The 16,938-nt window shown below is 66.7% G+C and carries 13 protein-coding genes; 1 reads left to right on the forward strand and 12 read right to left on the reverse strand.

The genetic code is table 11. The features are described 5' to 3' along the window. Positions 1-8 precede the first annotated feature (8 nt). Genes treZ through glmS form a run of 6 tightly spaced genes read right to left on the reverse strand, consistent with a single transcriptional unit; the run spans position 9 to position 10,139 of the window. On the reverse strand, positions 9-1,748 hold the full coding sequence (gene treZ / locus AC5RUF_RS06070) for a malto-oligosyltrehalose trehalohydrolase (RefSeq protein ID WP_494130013.1): 1,740 nt from the start codon (positions 1,746-1,748) through the stop codon (positions 9-11). Then, positions 1,745-4,066, reverse strand: coding sequence for a malto-oligosyltrehalose synthase (gene treY / locus AC5RUF_RS06075; protein ID WP_494130014.1), 2,322 nt, complete (start codon positions 4,064-4,066; stop codon positions 1,745-1,747). The genes treZ and treY overlap by 4 nt, the downstream gene beginning before the upstream one ends. Further along, positions 4,063-6,252 carry a glycogen debranching protein GlgX gene (gene glgX, locus AC5RUF_RS06080; RefSeq protein ID WP_494130015.1) on the reverse strand — a complete coding sequence of 730 codons (2,190 nt, stop codon included), beginning with the start codon at positions 6,250-6,252 and terminating at the stop codon, positions 4,063-4,065. The genes treY and glgX overlap by 4 nt, the downstream gene beginning before the upstream one ends. Positions 6,253-6,301: 49 nt before the next feature. Further along, positions 6,302-7,858 carry an NAD(P)H-hydrate epimerase gene (locus AC5RUF_RS06085; RefSeq protein WP_494130016.1) on the reverse strand — a complete coding sequence of 519 codons (1,557 nt, stop codon included), beginning with the start codon at positions 7,856-7,858 and terminating at the stop codon, positions 6,302-6,304. A gap of 10 nt (positions 7,859-7,868) precedes the next feature. Continuing rightward, positions 7,869-8,219, reverse strand: a complete 351-nt coding sequence (locus tag AC5RUF_RS06090; RefSeq protein WP_493997071.1) for a holo-ACP synthase — start codon at positions 8,217-8,219, stop codon at positions 7,869-7,871. Between the two features lie 9 nt (positions 8,220-8,228). Beyond that, a complete protein-coding gene (gene glmS, locus AC5RUF_RS06095; protein ID WP_493997070.1) occupies positions 8,229-10,139 on the reverse strand; it encodes a glutamine--fructose-6-phosphate transaminase (isomerizing) in 1,911 nt (636 codons plus the stop codon). Between the two features lie 120 nt (positions 10,140-10,259). Between glmS and coaA the strand changes: the two genes are divergently transcribed. Then, complete coding sequence (coaA, locus tag AC5RUF_RS06100; RefSeq protein WP_494130017.1) at positions 10,260-11,243, forward strand: type I pantothenate kinase; 984 nt, start codon at positions 10,260-10,262, stop codon at positions 11,241-11,243. Positions 11,244-11,264: 21 nt separating this feature from the next. On the opposite strand, the gene glmM is transcribed toward coaA, so the two are convergent. From glmM to AC5RUF_RS06130, 6 genes are all read right to left on the reverse strand, one after another. Then, a complete protein-coding gene (gene glmM, locus AC5RUF_RS06105; protein WP_493997068.1) occupies positions 11,265-12,629 on the reverse strand; it encodes a phosphoglucosamine mutase in 1,365 nt (454 codons plus the stop codon). Between the two features lie 344 nt (positions 12,630-12,973). Beyond that, positions 12,974-13,471, reverse strand: a complete 498-nt coding sequence (gene rpsI / locus AC5RUF_RS06110; RefSeq protein ID WP_493997067.1) for a 30S ribosomal protein S9 — start codon at positions 13,469-13,471, stop codon at positions 12,974-12,976. Positions 13,472-13,510: 39 nt separating this feature from the next. Further along, complete coding sequence (gene rplM / locus AC5RUF_RS06115; RefSeq protein ID WP_493992005.1) at positions 13,511-13,954, reverse strand: 50S ribosomal protein L13; 444 nt, start codon at positions 13,952-13,954, stop codon at positions 13,511-13,513. Between the two features lie 343 nt (positions 13,955-14,297). Next, complete coding sequence (locus tag AC5RUF_RS06120; RefSeq protein WP_494130018.1) at positions 14,298-15,227, reverse strand: tRNA pseudouridine synthase A; 930 nt, start codon at positions 15,225-15,227, stop codon at positions 14,298-14,300. A 38-nt stretch (positions 15,228-15,265) separates the two neighbouring features. Further along, complete coding sequence (gene rplQ, locus AC5RUF_RS06125) at positions 15,266-15,793, reverse strand: 50S ribosomal protein L17 (protein WP_494130019.1); 528 nt, start codon at positions 15,791-15,793, stop codon at positions 15,266-15,268. A 65-nt stretch (positions 15,794-15,858) separates the two neighbouring features. Beyond that, a complete protein-coding gene (locus AC5RUF_RS06130) occupies positions 15,859-16,869 on the reverse strand; it encodes a DNA-directed RNA polymerase subunit alpha (protein WP_227912815.1) in 1,011 nt (336 codons plus the stop codon). Positions 16,870-16,938: the final 69 nt, after the last annotated feature.

Genomic DNA, 16,938 nt, shown 5'->3' on the forward strand with positions numbered 1-16,938 from the left:
GATGCCACTCACACGCCCAGGACGGCGGCGCCGTAGGCAGGCAGCTGCACGGCATCCCCGTAAACCTCGGCGGGGGCGGTCTGCAGCAGCACCTGCGCGCCGTCGAACGCGACGGGGAGCTCCCGCGCCGAGTCGGCGAAGTTCAGTGCCACCGCCGTATCGCCGCGCCGCAGGACCAGCCAGCGGCCCACCTCGTCGTACTCCACGCTGATGTTCCGCAGATCCGGTTCGGCCAGGTCGGCCCGTTCCCGCCGCAGGGCCAGCAGGTCCCGGTACAGCTGCAGCAGCCGGCCGTGGTCGTCCCGCTCCGCTTCGCTCCAGTCCAGCTTGGAATTGGTGAAGGTTGCGGGGTCCTGCGGGTTCGGAACCGTGTCAGGGTCCCAGCCCATCCGCTCGAACTCCTTCAGCCGCCCTTCCGCCGTTGCCTTGCCCAGCTCGGGTTCGGGGTGCGAGGTGAAGAACTGCCACGGAGTCGAGGCCCCGAACTCCTCGCCCATGAAGATCATGGGCGTGAACGGCGAGGTGAGGTTCAGCACCGCGGCGAGGGCCAGCTGCGGGAACCCCAGCGTGTCGCTGAGCCGGTCCCCGGCGGCACGGTTGCCGATCTGATCATGGTTCTGCGTGGCCACCACCAGCTGCCGCGCGGTCACTACGTCCTTGTCGATGGGCCGGCCGTGGGTCCGGTCCCGGAAGGAGGAGTACGTGCCGTTATGGAAGAACCCTTCCTGCAGGACCTTGGCCAGGGCGCCCAGGGAGTCGAAGTCGCCGTAGTATCCGCCGTTTTCGCCGGTCAGGTTGGCGTGCGCTGCGTGGTGGAAGTCATCGCACCACTGGGCGTCGAGCCCGTAGCCGTTGAGGCCGCGCGGGGTAATGAGCCGGGGATCGTTCAGGTCCGACTCGGCAATCAGGAACAGCGGCTTACCCAGGTCCTGGGCGCACTTCTCCGTTTCGGCGGCGATTTCCTCCAGGATGTGCAGGGCACGCTCGTCATGCAGGGCGTGTACGGCGTCCAGGCGCAGTCCGTCCACGTGGTAGTCGCGGAACCACATGAGCACGTTATCCACGATGTACTCCCGCACGGTGTCGGACAAAGGCCCGTCCAGGTTCAGGGAATCTCCCCACGTGTTGGATTTCCCCTCGGTGAGGTACGGGCCGAACAGGGGAAGATAGTTGCCGCTGGGTCCCAGATGGTTGTACACCACGTCCTGGATTACTCCCAGGCCCTTTCGGTGGGCTGCGTCCACGAACCGCTGATAGGCCTCCGGACCCCCGTAGGTTTCCTGCACGGCGTACCAGAGCACGCCGTCGTACCCCCAGTTATGGGTACCGTTGAAGGCGTTGACCGGCAGGAGTTCAACGAAGCGCACGCCGAGGTCGACCAGGTAGTCCAGCTTCCCGATGGCCGAGTCCAGCGTTCCCTCCGGGGTGAAGGTGCCGATGTGCATTTCGTAGATGGCGCCGCCGTCAAGTCCCGGGGAGACCCAGTCGGCGTCCTGCCACTGGAACAGCTCCGGGTCGAAAGTGCGGGACAGCGCGTGGACGCCGTCGGGCTGGCGGCGGGAGCGGGGGTCCGGGACGGGCGACTGCGCGTCGTCGATGAGGTATCCGTAGTCGATGTCCTCGGTGAGTTCGGCGTGCTGGGCGTGCCACCAGCCGTTCTCGCCCGGGCTCATGGACAGGCGGCGCCCGTCGGCCAGCAAGGTCATGGTGTCGGCTTTCGGAGCCCACACATCGAAATTGGTCCTCATTCCCCATCCTCCCGAACAAGCAGCGCCACCGGATAGGTGCCGAACAGGTCTGCGGCCGCCGGCCGGCCGCCGCTGTGATGTGTGTGCCCCGTAATGACGTCGCGGTAGGTTCCCGGCGCCAGGACGACGGCGGTGTCCTGCCAGCCGCCGCGGCGTTCCAGCCCCAGCGGGAGCCGGGTCGCCAGGGTCACCGCCCCGCCCCGGTCAAACCCGAACAGGTGGTCGGCTGCCGGGCCGTCAACGGCCACGGGAACGTAGCCGGTGAACAGTTCCGGCCGTCCATGCTTGAGCTGCAGCGCGCGGGTGGTGACCAGCAGTTTGGCGGCGCCGCCCTCATCCACGGCCGGCGCGGCTGCTCCCGCGAGGGAGCGCAGGGTGTCCTGCCGCAGGGTGAAGTCCACCTCGCGGCGGTTGTCCGGGTCCACCAGCGAGCGGTCCCAGAATTCGGTGCCCTGGTACACGTCGGGCACGCCGGGCATGGTCAGCTGGACGAGTTTGGCGGCCAGCGAGTTGGAGTACCCGGCGGTCCTGATCCGGTCGGCCAGGGAGTTGAGCACCGCCGCGACCTCGCTGTTGTCGAAGGCCGCGTCGACGGCGGCGTGCATCCGCTGCTCGAAGGCGGTATCCGGCGCGGTCCAGGTGGTGCTGCTGGCAGCCTCCCGTGAAGCCTTCTCCGCGTAGGCATGGGCACGCTCGCGGCTCAGCGGCCAGGCACCGGCGATGGCCTGCCACAGCAGGTTCGCCATGGGCCGGTCACCCATCGGGGCCAGCGCGTCGAGGCGGTTGAACGCCTCGCTCCATTCATCCGGGATCTCTGCGAGCACGGAAATCCGGGCCCGGGTGTCCTCGCTGCGCTTGGTGTCGTGCGTGGTCAGGGCGGTCATGGCCGCCGGCTGTTCCAGCTGCCGGCGCAGCAGCCTGGCGTGCAGCTGCGCCGGCGTCACGGCGAAGTGCGCCGGGTCGGCGCCCACCTCGTTCAGGGACGTCAGGCGGGAGTAGCGGTAGAACGCAGTGTCCTCCACGCCCTTGGCCATCACCATGCCCGAGGTCTGCTGGAAACGGACGGCCAGCTCCCCCAGGTCCGCGGCGGGCTGCGGACCGGTCAGCGGATTCAGCAGTGCGTGCAGGATGTCCAGGGCGCCTGCGAGGTCCGGCCGGGCCACCTTGGCCGCGATCACGGCGTCGGTCAGGTATCCGGCGCCTTCCGGAAGGTAGCTGCGGTACACCGGGAAGCAGGCCAGCAGCTCGGCCAAGGCATCGGCCGCCGTGTCCGGGTCAAGGCCGCTGCCGTCCGGGAGCAGCCGCACCAGCCGCTGCACCTCGGACTGCAACAGGCCGTCGGCAATGGCGCGCTTGGTGCCGTGGATCATTTCGTGGAACGGCTGGGTCGGCACCAGTGCGGTAAGGGTGCCCTCGCCTGCCGCGTCCACCAGGAGCCGGTCGACGTCGGCGAGCGCGTCGTACCCGGTGGTGCCCTCGGTTTCCCAGCCGGCGGGCAGCTTCTCCCCCGGTTCCAGGATTTTCTCCACGAGGATGTAGGCGCCGCCGGTCAGCTCCCGCAGGCGGGCCAGATAACCCTTCGGATCGGCCAGCCCGTCCGGGTGGTCAATGCGCAGGCCGTCCACCAGGCCCTCGTCGAACCAGCGCCTGACTTCGGCATGGGCCTCGTCAAACACCCACGGCTCTTCCACCCGGATGCCGGCCAGGGTGTTGACGCCGAAGAACCGCCGGTAGTTCAGCTCGTTGTCCGCACGACGCCAGTTGGCCAGTTCATAGGCCTGCCGCGCGTGCACCTCGCGGGCGGTATCCCCGGGCCGGGCCGTCCCGGGAGCGACCGGGAACCGGTGGTCGTAGTAGTGCAGTTCGCCGCCGGCCAGCTTCAGTTGGTCAAGCTCGTCCGGCCCGTCCCCCAGCACGGGCAGCAGCAGCTTTCCGTTGCCGGCCTCCCAATCGATGTCGAAGGCTTCGGCGTAGCGGGAATTGCGTCCCTGCTCCAGGACGGACCACCACCACTTGTTCCGTGCGGGCGTGGCGATACCCATGTGGTTGGGGACAATGTCCACCAGGACCCCCATGCCGGCTGCATGGGCGGCGTCGGAGAGGGCTTTGAGTCCCTCGGCACCGCCGCGGGCGGGATCCACCGCGGAGGGGTCGGTGACGTCGTACCCGTGATCGGAGCCCTCCTCCGCCGTGAGGATGGGCGAGAGGTACACCCAGTCCACCCCCAGGCCAGCCAGATACGGGACCAGCTCAGCGGCGTCGAACAGGGTGAAGGACGGGCGGATCTGCAGGCGGTAAGTGGACAGCGGGGTCCTCATACCGCCGCCTCGGTGTTCTGCGCCTTGGAACCGGCCAGCGCGGCCAGCGACGCGGCTACCGAGTGGTCGTGCTCTTCCTCTTCCGCATGGGCCCGCAGCACCACCATGGACTTGGCGGCAACGGTGATCTGCCCGTCGGCCGCCACCGGCTCGGAGTCGGCGTATTCACCGGCGGTGTCGATCACCAGGTCCCACATGGGGGCGTATTCCTTGGCCGGCAGGGTGACTTTTACGTCCTCGTCGTCCGCGTTGAAGTAAAGCAGGAAATTCAGGTCGGTGATCCGCTGCCCGCGGGCATCCTTGCCGGAAATGCCCTGCCCGTTGAGGAACACGCCCAGGGACCGGGCCACCGGGGTGTCCCAGTCATCCGGGGACATGGTGGAGCCGTCTTCGGTCAGCCAGACAATGTCCGGCAGCGCCTCCCCCTCGCCGCGCCGTACCGGGCGGCCGTCGAAGAAGCGGCGGCGGCGGAACGTGGGATGCTCGGCGCGCAGGGTGTTCACCGCCGCGGTGAACTCCATCAGCGGGGCGTCCATCGACTCCCAGTTGATCCAGCTCAGCTCTGAGTCCTGCGCGTAGGTGTTGTTGTTGCCCTGCTGGGTGCGGCCCAGCTCGTCGCCGTGCGCAATCATGGGCACGCCCTGGGAAAGCAGCAGGGTGGCCAGGAAGTTCCGCTGCTGGCGGGCACGCAGCGAAAGGACCGCGGGATCATCAGTGGGCCCCTCGACGCCGCAGTTCCAGGACCGGTTGTGGGATTCGCCGTCGTTGTTGTCCTCGCCGTTGGCCTCGTTGTGCTTTTCGTTATAGGACACCAGGTCATGCAGGGTGAACCCGTCGTGGGCAGTGACGAAGTTGATGGACGCCACCGGCCGCCGGGCAGAGGATTCATAAAGATCCGCGGAACCGGTGATGCGGGAGGCGAATTCGCCGAGCGTGGAAGGTTCCCCGCGCCAGAAGTCACGGACCGTGTCACGGTACTTGCCGTTCCATTCAGTCCACTGGGGCGGGAAGTTGCCCACCTGGTAGCCGCCGGGACCAACGTCCCACGGTTCGGCGATCAGCTTGACCTGGGATACTACCGGGTCCTGCTGCACCAGTTCGAAGAAGGCGGACAGGCGGTCCACATCATAGAACTCGCGGGCCAGTGTGGAGGCCAGGTCAAAGCGGAAGCCGTCCACATGCATTTCGGTCACCCAGTAGCGCAGCGAATCCATCAGCAGCTGCAGCGCGTGCGGGTTGCCCACGTTCAGCGAGTTTCCCGTACCGGTGTAGTCCATGTAGTACTGCTTGTCATCCTCCACCAGCCGGTAGTAGGAGGCGTTGTCAATGCCGCGGAAGGACAGCGTGGGGCCCATGTGGTTGCCCTCGGCGGTGTGGTTGTAGACCACGTCGAGGATGACTTCGATACCGGCAAGGTGCAGGGCCCGGACCATGGCCTTGAACTCCTGCACCTGCTGTCCCCGGTCACCGGTGGCGCTGTAGGCGTTGTGCGGGGCGAAGAAGCCGATGGTGTTGTAGCCCCAGTAGTTGCACAGGCCCTTTTCCTGCAGCGTGGAGTCGTTCACGAACTGGTGCACGGGCATCAGTTCAATGGCGGTGACACCCAGCTTCTGCAGGTGCGCGATGACGGAGGGGTGTGCCACGCCGGCGTAGGTGCCGCGCTGGTCCTCCGGGACGTCGGGGTGCATCTGGGTCAGGCCCTTGACGTGGGCTTCGTAGATGACGGACTGGTGGTACGGGATCTTTGGCTTCCGGTCCCCGTCCCAGTCGAAGAAGGGGTTGATCACCACGCCCATCATCATGTGCGGAGCGGAGTCCTCGTCGTTGCGGGAATGCTCGTCGCCGAAGTTGTAGCCGAACAGCGCCTGGTCCCAGTCGATCTCGCCGGCAACGGCCTTGGCGTAGGGATCAAGAAGCAGCTTGTTCGGGTTGCAGCGGTTGCCGTTTGCCGGATCGTTCGGGCCGTGCACGCGGAAGCCGTACTTCTGCCCGGGCTGCACCTGCGGCAGGTAGCAGTGCCAGACATACCCGTCCACCTCGGTCAGCCGAATACGGTCCTCGTTGCCGTCGTCGTCGAACAGACACAGCGTGACGGACTCGGCCACCTCACTGTAGAGCGCAAAGTTGGTGCCGTTTCCGTCGTAGGTCGCGCCCAGCGGATAGGCATCTCCCGGCCAAACTTCCATGTAGTGCTCCTGAACTAGTTCCTGACAACACCAAAATTAATATGTCTGCTTACTTTTGTACCCCAGACCGGCGGCTTACCTTGAATTCCGGGTTTCGCCGTGGGGTGAATCCGCCGACCAGGGAGCGGATCTGCGGGGCCAGCCGGGAGGGCTGGACCGGTCCGCCGGCGGCGGCCAGCACGCCTGCGCGGCCGTGGAGAGTGGCCGCAGCAGCGGCCAGGCGCGCATAGTGGCCCGGCTCCCGGTCCCGTTCGGGAGTGCGGTCGGTGGCCAGCAGGGCACCCAGGATTCCGGAGAGTGTGTCTCCGCTGCCCGCCGTTGCCAGCCACGGGGTCGCCTCGGCCTGGCTGTACAGCTCTCCGGTGGGCGCAGCGGCGAGGGTGGCCCACCCCTTGAGCAGGACGGTGGCGCCCGTGAGTTCCGCGGCCCGGCGGACGTACCGGACGGGGTCGGCCTCAATGCCGGACCGTTCAGGGTCCTGGCCCAGGGACCGCAGCAGGGCAGTGAGCTCACCGGCATGCGGGGTCAGGACGACGCCGGCATGCAGCCCGGGACGCACGGCGGAGATCGCATCGGCGTCGATCACCGCCGGCAGCCCGGAGGCCATCGCGTCGGAGGCCCGGCGCCGCTGGTCTTCGTCCTCACCCGCTCCGGGACCGGCAAGCCAGGCCTGGACGTGTGTGAGGCCCACCGTTCCGGAACTGCAGACCGCTTCCGGGTGGGCGGCGTTGATCAGCCCGGCCACGGAATCGGGTCCCAGGTAGCGGACCATTCCGACGCCGGTGGCCAGTGCCGCCCCGGTGGCCATCAGTGCCGCGCCCGGGTAGGTGGCGGAGCCGGCAGCGATGCCCAGCACCCCGCGGCTGTATTTGTGGTCTTCCGGGCCGGGTACCGGCAGCAGCCGGGCGAGGTCCGCATCCTCGAGGCGGAAGGCCTCCGGAGTTCCGAGGTGCGGGCCGAGGCCGATGTCGATGCAGCGGATCCTTCCGGCGGCCACTGCCCCGGGGCCGGCCAGCAGGCCGGTTTTGACCGCCCCGAAGGTGACGGTCAGGTCCGCGTGCAGGCAGTCCCCGGCCTGTCCGGAATCGGCGTCCACGCCGCTGGGCAGGTCGCAGGCGACAACCAGCGGTCCCGTGCCGCTGTTGCGCGCGGCATTCAGTTCGGCCGCGAGTACCCGCACCGGGCCGCGCAGTCCGCCGCTGCCTCCGGTGCCCAGCACCCCGTCCAGGACGGCGTCCGCCGTCAGGGCGGCCCGCGCCAGTTCGTGAATGTTCTCCCCGGTCAGGGCCACGGTTGTCCCTCCCTGAGCCCTAAAGGCGGCCAGGGCGGCGGGGTGGGCCTTCTCGGAGGTGAGCAGTGCCGTGGCGGCGGCTCCGCGGCCGCACAGCCGGGCGGCGGCGTAAAGCGCATCGCCGCCGTTGTTGCCGCTGCCGGCGAGCACGATGATCCGCGCCCCGTAGAGCCGGCCGCGGCGGGCCGCCAGCGCGGCAGCCGTGGCGGCGTACAACCCGTAGGCTGCACGCTGCATCAGTTCGGCGCCCTGCCCGGCGGCCAGCAAGGGCGCCTCGGCACGGCGGACGGCGGATCCGGTGTACGCACTGATCATGCGCTAAACCTTAGCCCTCGGCGATCACCATTGCGGTAGCTACGTCGCCGTCATGGCTCAGGGACAGGTGCCAGGTCCGCACACCCTTGCCATCCGCCACGGCGGCCACGGTACCGTCGATCTGCAGCTGCGGGGCCCCGGCGGGATCCAGCCGGACCTGGCAGTCCTGCCAGTTCATGCCGGCGGGGGCGCCGAGGGCCTTGGCCACCGCTTCCTTGGCAGCGAACCGGGCGGCCAGGGAACGCAGGTTCAGTTCCCGCTCCGCCGGAGCGAACAGCCGGGCCCGCAGGCCCGGCGTGCGTTCAAGCTGCCGGCCGAAACGGGGTACGTCCACTACGTCGACGCCGATTCCAACGATCACGGGCTGCTCCTACTCCACGGTCACGGACTTGGCGAGGTTGCGCGGCTGGTCGACGTCATAGCCCTTGGCCGTGGCCAGTTCGCAGGCGAAGATCTGCAGCGGCACGGTGGTCAGCAGAGGAGCGAGCAGCGTAGGCGTCTCCGGCACATAGAAGATGTGCTCGGCGTAAGCCTTCACCGCGTCGTCGCCTTCTTCGGCAATCACGATGGTCTTGGCACCGCGGGCGCGGATCTCCTGGATGTTGGAAACCACCTTTGCGTGCAGGGAATCCCGGCCGCGGGGCGAGGGGACCACCACGAAAACGGGCTGGCCTTCCTCGATCAGGGCGATCGGACCGTGCTTGAGCTCTCCGGCCGCGAACCCCTCGGCGTGGATGTAGGCCAGTTCCTTCAGCTTCAGGGCGCCTTCCATGGCAACCGGGAAACCGACGTGACGGCCCAGGAACAGCACAGAGCCGGTGTTGGCCATGAGCTGGGCCAGCTCCTTGATCTGCCCGGAGTTGTCCAGCACCTGCTGGATCTTGTCCGGCACCTTGGCGAGGTCGGCCAGCATGTCCTTGATTTCGCCCTGGAACTTGTTGCCGCGCAGCTGTGCCAGGTACAGGCCCAGCAGGTACGCGGCCGTGATCTGCGCCAGGAAGGCCTTGGTGGAGGCCACGGCGATTTCCGGTCCGGCGTGCGTGTAGAGCACGGCGTCGGATTCCCGCGGGATGGTGGAGCCGTTGGTGTTGCAGATGGCGAGGACCTTGGCGCCCTGCTCTTTGGCGTACCGCACGGCCATCAGCGTGTCCATGGTTTCGCCGGACTGCGAGATGGCCACGATCAGCGTGTTGGCGTCCACAATGGGGTCGCGGTAGCGGAACTCGTGGCTCAGCTCCACTTCCACCGGTAGCCGGCACCAGTGCTCGATGGCGTACTTGGCCACCTGGCCGGCGTAGGCGGAGGTGCCGCAGGCCAGGACCATGATCTTGTTAACGGACTTGAGCACCTCGGGGCTGACCCGGAGTTCATCGAGGGTCAGGCGTCCGTCCGCGTCGGAACGGCCGAGGAGGGTATCTCCGACTGCCTGCGGCTGGTCGTTGATCTCCTTCTCCATGAAGGAGTCGTATCCGCCCTTTTCGGCAGCGGCCGCGTCCCAGTTGACGTGGAATTCGGTGCCCTCGGCCGGAGCGCCGAAGAAGTCGGTGATCTCCACGGAGTCCGGGGTGATGGTGACCACCTGGTCCTGTCCCAGTTCCACGGCACGGCGGGTGAAGTCGATAAAGCCGGAGACATCCGAACCCAGGAAGTTTTCGCCCTCCCCCAGTCCGACGACGAGCGGGGAGTTGCGGCGGGCGGCAACCACCGTGCCCGGGGAATCGTTGTGCACGGCCAGCAGGGTGAAGGCACCCTCAAGGCGCTGGCAGGCAAGCTGCATGGACCGGGTCAGGTCGCCGGCGCCTTCGCCACGGTAAATGGAGCCCAGCAGGGCTGCGGCCACCTCGGTGTCGGTTTCCGAGACGAACTCCGTGCCGGCGGCCAGCATCTCGGTCTTCAGCTCGGCAAAGTTTTCAATGATGCCGTTGTGGATGACAGCCAGGTGCCCGTTGTCCGCCAGGTGGGGGTGCGCGTTTTCATCGGTGGGCCCGCCGTGGGTGGCCCAGCGGGTGTGGCCGATGCCGGTGGTGGCGGCCGGGAGCGGCGCAGCCTCAAGCTCTGCCACGAGGTTGGCCAGCTTTCCCGACTTCTTGCGGTACTCGATGCCTTGCGGCGTCAGGACCGCCACGCCGGCAGAGTCGTAACCGCGGTACTCCAGGCGGCGGAGTCCCTCCATCACGACGTCGAGGGCGCCATGGCCGGAAACGCCAAGACCTGCTTCAGCACCGGTGCCGGCTGCCATAACAGCGTTCGGGCGGCCTGCATATCCAATAATTCCACACATAGCACTAAGCGTACCGGCACGTGACCGCCATGCTGAAAACCTCCACGCGCACCGGCAGAGCGCTGCGGCCCGCGGGGGCGGGGCCGTTTGGGAATGCCGTCGCTTCGGGGCAGAATTCCTATGGTGACGGAACACCATACCAAGCCCGCTGGAGGCCACTCCCCGGAGAGCAGCTTCACTCCCTTTGTCGAGTTGGACCGGAAAACCTGGTCCCGGCTGTCACACGAGATCCGTTCCCCCCTGAACCAGGACGACATCATGCGCCTGCGCGGGGTGGGCGACCAGCTGAACCTGGATGAGATCCGGGAGGTATATCTGCCTCTGTCGCGCCTGCTGAACCTCTATGTGGCTGCTGCCGGACGCCTGCACAGCGCCACCACCACTTTCCTCGGCGAGAAGACCACCCGCACGCCCTTCGTGATCGGGGTCGCCGGCTCAGTGGCGGTGGGGAAATCCACCACCGCCCGGGTCCTGCGCGAGATGTTGCGCCGCTGGCCGGACACGCCCAACGTCGAGCTGATCACCACGGACGGTTTCCTCTACCCAAACGCGGAGCTGGAGCGCCGCGGCCTGATGCAGCGCAAGGGCTTCCCCGAGAGCTACGACCGCCGCCGCTTGCTGCGCTTTGTCAGTGCGGTCAAGAGCGGGGCGGAGGAAGTACGGGCCCCGAAGTACTCACACCTGACCTATGACATCGTCCCGGGTGAAGAGGTGGTGGTCCGCCGGCCGGATGTACTGATTGTTGAGGGCCTGAATGTCCTGGCCCCGGCCCGTACCCGGGCGGACGGCCGCTCGGGCCTGGCACTGAGCGACTTCTTCGACTTCTCCATCTACGTGGATGCCCGCACCTCCTACATCGAGGAATGGTACGTGCAGCGTTTCCAGTCGCTGCGCAGCGGTGCCTTCGCAGACCCGGCGTCGTATTTCCACCGCTATGCCGACCTTACCGACGATGAGGCCCGGGCCACGGCCCTGGATATCTGGAAACGGATCAACGAGCCGAACCTTGTCACCAATGTCCTGCCCACGAGGGGCCGCGCCCAGCTGGTGCTGACCAAGGACGCGGACCACTCGGTGACCCGGATGCTGCTGCGCAAGACGTAGGAAGCGGCTGCGCCGGAGCGACTAGACTGCGGCTCCGGCGTTCAGGGCAAGGTTGGCTTCGACGGTCTCGGCGAGTCGCCGGGCCGTTGCAGCGGCGGTTTCGGTATCCGCGGCCTCGACCATGACGCGAACCACCGGTTCGGTTCCGGAGGGGCGCAGCAGCACCCGGCCGGTCTCCCCCAGGTCCAGCTGCGCCTGCGCTACGGCCTGCTGCACCGGCTCGTTGCTTTCCACGGCGGACCGGTCCACGCCCTTGACGTTGATGAGCACCTGCGGAAGCTTTTCCATGACTCCGGCCAGCTCCTTGAGGCTGCGGCCTGTCCGGGCTACCTGGGCCGCCAGCTGCAGGCCGGTCAGCACGCCGTCACCCGTGGTGGCGTACTCGGAGAAAATCACATGGCCGGACTGCTCGCCGCCGAGGCTGTAGCCCCCGCTGCGCATGCCTTCCAGGACGTAGCGGTCCCCCACCCCGGTTTCAATGAGCTGGATGCCGGCCTCGCGCAGGGCGAGCTTCAGGCCGAGGTTGCTCATGACGGTGGCCACCAGGGCGTTGTCCTTGAGCTTGCCGGCCTCCTTCATGGCTACGGCCATGATGGCCATGATCTCGTCGCCGTCCACCACAGTGCCCTCGTGGTCCACGGCGAGGCAGCGGTCGGCGTCGCCGTCGTGGGCGATGCCGAGATCGGCACCGTGCTCTACCACGGCTTCCTGCAGCCGCTCCAGGTGTGTGGATCCGTAGCCGTCGTTGATGTTGATGCCGTCCGGTTCGGCACCGATGACCACAACCTCGGCCCCCGCATCCGCGAAGACCTGCGGCGAGCAGCCGCTGGCGGCACCGTGTGCGCAGTCCAGGACTACCTTGAGGCCTTCGATCCGGTTGGGCAGTGTCTGCAGCAGGTGGACCACGTAGCGGTCCTCGGCATCGGCAAAGCGGTGGATCCGGCCTACCTCGGCCCCCGTGGGCCGCAGGTTGGGTCGGGACATTTCCGCTTCGATCTCGTCCTCGACGGCGTCATCCAGCTTCTGCCCGCCCCGGGCCAGGAACTTGATGCCGTTGTCGGGGGCAGCGTTGTGTGATGCGGAAATGACGACGCCGAAGTCGGCGCCGAGGTCCGCAACGAGGAACGCGGCGGCCGGGGTGGGCAGCACGCCCGCGTCGTAGACGTCGACACCGGAGCTCGCCAGGCCTGCCTCCATGGCAGCCGAGATGAAGTCTCCGCTGATCCGCGGATCACGGGCCACAACCGCTACCGGACGCCGGCCTTCCCCCACCCGGCGGTGGCCGAGTACTACGGCAGCAGCCTGGGCGAGGCCGAGGGCCACTTCGGCGGTGATCAGCCCGTTGGCCAGTCCACGGACACCGTCCGTTCCAAACAATCTTTTCATTGCGTATCCTCAAGCAGGTTGTAGCCACAGCGGTAGCCGCATAGGGGCAACGTAGGGCAACTTACTGGCCCATTCTGCCACCGCTGGGGTCCCGGCTCCGAAACGAAACCCCGCAAAGTGCGCGTGGCCCGGGTAAAAACCGGTGTTGCGGTGTGTCCAACCAGACCCTACCGGATCCACATTCAGCCCCTGTTAACGCCAAAAGGCAGCCGCCGTAGCGACTGCCTTTTGAAAAACCCTCTGCTCCCAGCCGCTGAACCAGCGCTTGTGGAGCCAAGCGCCAATTCAGCGCGAGGGCCCCAAGGCGCATTCGCCTCAGCGAATGCGCCTTGGGTAGCGCTGAATTAGCGCTTGGAGTACTGCGGAGCCTTGCGGGCCTTCTTGAGACCGGCCTTCTTGCGCTCGATGACGCGTGCGTCACGAGTCAGGAAGCCTGCCTTCTTCAGGGCCGGGCGGTTGTTCTCGCGGTCGATCTCGTTCAGCGAGCGGGCAACGCCGAGGCGCAGCGCACCGGCCTGGCCGGAGGGGCCGCCGCCGTGGATACGGGCGATGACGTCGTAGGCGCCTTCGAGGTCAAGAAGCTTGAACGGCTCGTTGACTTCCTGCTGGTGCAGCTTGTTCGGGAAGTAGTCTTCGAGCTCGCGATCGTTGACGATCCACTTGCCGGTACCCGGAACAACGCGCACACGGGCAATGGCCTGCTTGCGGCGGCCGACGGCGGAGCCGGCGACGGTCAGGGCGGGGCGTTCCTTGACAGCGGTCTGGGCCGAGTCAGGGGTTTCCGAGGTGTAGCTCGAGAGCTCCTCGGTGTTTTCATTCAGCTCTTCAGTGTTCTGAGCCACGATTCTCCTTGAATTAATTTCTTAGTTGGCGGGCCAGAACTACTGGGCGACCTGGGTGATTTCGAAGGTCTTGGGCTGCTGCGCGGCGTGCGGGTGCTCGGCACCGCGGTAAACCTTCAGCTTGCTGATCTGGTCAGCAGCCAGGGAGTTCTTGGGCAGCATGCCGCGGATGGCCTTCTCAACTGCGCGCACCGGGTTCTTCTCCAGCAGTTCGGCGTAGTTGACGGAGGACAGACCGCCCGGGAAACCCGAGTGGCGGTAGGCACGCTTCTGTTCGAGCTTGGCGCCGGTCAGGGCAACCTTCTCAGCGTTGATGATGATGACGAAATCGCCCATGTCCATGTGGGGAGCAAAGGTCGGCTTGTGCTTTCCGCGCAGCAGTGTTGCGGTCTGGCTGGCAAGACGGCCTAGGACAACGTCGGTGGCGTCAATGACGTGCCACTGGCGGTTGATGTCGCCGGGCTTCGGGGTGTACGTACGCACGGTTTTTGCCTTCGTTTCTTCTTCTTAGGTGGCGCGCTGCCCATGGATGCCATGGCCAGTGCAGCTTCTCTATGCGCTACCGGATGGTCAGGTGAGGACTGAATTAACCAGTGGTCCTGAGATCTCGGCTATTTCCCCGGGGCCAGGTGGCTCTGCAACTGAGCCGCTCCCGTGGGCATAGGCCTATCGAGGTAGGACACGCACAACGACTATAAACAATAGCCTGCTTGCGGAGTCAGGTCAAAAGCTGGCTCCGCGCGCGTTCAGGAACTGGTCCCGGAAGACGGTTCCGGCGGCGGGTATTGTGTTTGGCCCCATTTTAGGCCGACACCGGCGGGTTCGGCTATTCGCGCAGGGCCCGGGTCCGTTCCGCACGCGCGGACAGCTCCTGCGCCGAGGGATACCGCACTTCCTCCAGGACCAGCGGATGCGGCGGTGCCAGCAGGGACTTGGAGTCCCGCACCCGGGCGATCAGCCGTTCGGCCAGCCACTGGGGCCGGCGCTCCCCCGCACCTACCAGCAGCGACCCGCCCACCAGGGAACGGACCATGTTGTGGCAGAAGGCGTCGGCCTGGATGTGGGCAGTGACCGCTCCGTCCGCTCCGCGCTGGAACGTGAATTCCTGGAGCTCTCGGATGGTGGTGGCGCCAAGCCTGGGCTTGCAGAAGGAGAGGAAGTCGCGGATCCCCAGCACCGAAGCGGCGGCCTCGTTCATCGCCCCGGTATCCAGGGGCGACTTGTACCAAAGCGTGGTGTGCCGGGTCAGCGGGTCCCTTGTCCGGGGAAGATCGGCAATCCGGTAGCTGTAGCGCCGCCACAGGGCCGAGAAACGGGCATCGAACCCGGCGGGTGCGGGGGCCGCGGAAAGGATTTCCACCGCTCCGGCCAGTGCCTCGGCGGAGCGGCGCGGAAGCCCGGCGGCCCGCCCGGGAAGGGTCAGGTCCCGGTTCATCACGCCGTGCAGGCGCCGGCGCAGGGAGACGCCGGGATCGAGGTCGCGTCCACGGGCCAGCGAGGCCCACTCGTCCCCGGTGAGGTCAAAGTGGACCACCTGGCCGCGGGCGTGCACGCCGGCGTCGGTCCGTCCTGCGACCGTGACACGGACCGGGCGCCGCAGCAGGACCTCGAGGGCATCCTCCAGCACCCCCTGGACCGTGAGCAGGCCGGGCTGGGCGGCCCAGCCGGAAAACGGGGCGCCGTCGTAGGCAAGATCCATCCGGACGCGGAAAGGCCCGCTGTCCGGTTCAGGGACGGCGGGCCTTTCGATAGTCATAGCACCCATATTAAGGGCACCGGGACCTTAGCGAAGAATTACTTCTTCTCTTCGGTCTCTTCGACTGCTTCGTCAGCGGAGTCGGCAGACTCTGCGGAATCAGCGGACTCTGCGGACTCAGCCGAATCGGCGGACTCTTCAACCGGAGCCGGAGCAGCGGCTGCGGCAGCGGTGCTGGCCTCGGCTACTACCGACTGCTTGGCGGAAAGCGGTTCCAGGACCAGTTCGATGACGGCCATGGGAGCGTTGTCGCCCTTGCGGTTGCCGATCTTGGTGATGCGGGTGTAACCGCCGTCGCGCTTCTCGACTGCCGGGGCAATGTCGGTGAAGAGCTCGTGGACGATGCCCTTGTCGGAGATCAGGGCCAGGACGCGGCGGCGGGAGGACAGGTCCCCGCGCTTGGCGAACGTGATCAGGCGCTCTGCGTAAGGACGCAGACGCTTGGCCTTGGTCACCGTGGTGGTGATCTGCTTGTGCTCGAACAGCTGCGCGGCAAGGTTGGCCAGCATCAGGCGCTGGTGTGCCGGGCTGCCTCCGAGGCGCTTACCCTTGGTGGGTGTAGGCATTACTTTTTCTCCTCAAACGGTGCCGTGCGGTGCAACAAAAGCCCGACGGCAAGAATTTGCTTCAGTTAGAGCTCGTCGTCCGAGTATTCGGACTCGTCCTCTTCAATAGCTGCGGCACGGGCGGCCAGATCGAACCCGGGAGGGGAATCCTTCAGGGACAGACCCAGTTCGACCAGCTTTGCCTTCACCTCGTCGATGGACTTCGCACCAAAGTTGCGGATGTCCATCAGGTCAGCCTCGGAGCGGGCTACGAGTTCACCCACGGTGTGGATGCCTTCGCGCTTGAGGCAGTTGTACGAACGCACGGTCAGCTCGAGGTCTTCGATCGGCAGGGCCATGTCGGCTGCCAGTGCGGCATCCGTGGGGCTCGGACCGATCTCGATACCTTCGGCGGCGGTGTTGAGTTCACGTGCCAGGCCGAACAGTTCAACCAGGGTGGTGCCGGCAGAGGCGACGGCGTCGCGCGGTGCAATGGCGTCCTTGGTCTCGACGTCAACGATCAGGCGATCGAAGTCGGTGCGCTGTTCAACACGGGTGGCCTCCACGCGGAAGGTCACCTTCAGGACCGGCGAGTAGATGGAGTCAACCGGAATACGGCCGATCTCCTGGTCTCCGGACTTGTTCTGGCTCGCCGACACGTAGCCGCGGCCTCGCTCGATGGTCAGTTCGAGTTCGAACTTGCCCTTCGAGTTGAGCGTCGCGATGTGCAGGTCGGGGTTGTGGAACTCCACGCCGGCCGGCGGAGCGATGTCCGCAGCCGTAACCACGCCGGGGCCCTGCTTGCGCAGGTACGCCACAACGGGCTCGTCGTGCTCGGAGGAAACCGAGAGGTTCTTGACGTTCAGGATGATCTCAGTGACATCTTCCTTGACGCCGGGAACCGTCGTGAACTCGTGCAGCACGCCGTCAATCCGGATGCTGGTTACAGCGGCACCGGGGATGGAGGAGAGCAGGGTACGACGGAGGGAGTTACCAAGGGTGTAGCCGAAACCGGGCTCCAGGGGTTCAATGATGAACCGTGAGCGGTTGTCGGCTACGACTTCTTCAGTGAGGGTAGGGCGCTGTGCAATGAGCACTTGCATTTCCTTTCAGCGAGCATCCGCTATATGACGCAACACAAATGGTGGAAACGACGACGACGGGTC

The sequence above is a fragment of the Arthrobacter sp. Y3224198 genome (assembly GCF_059090025.1).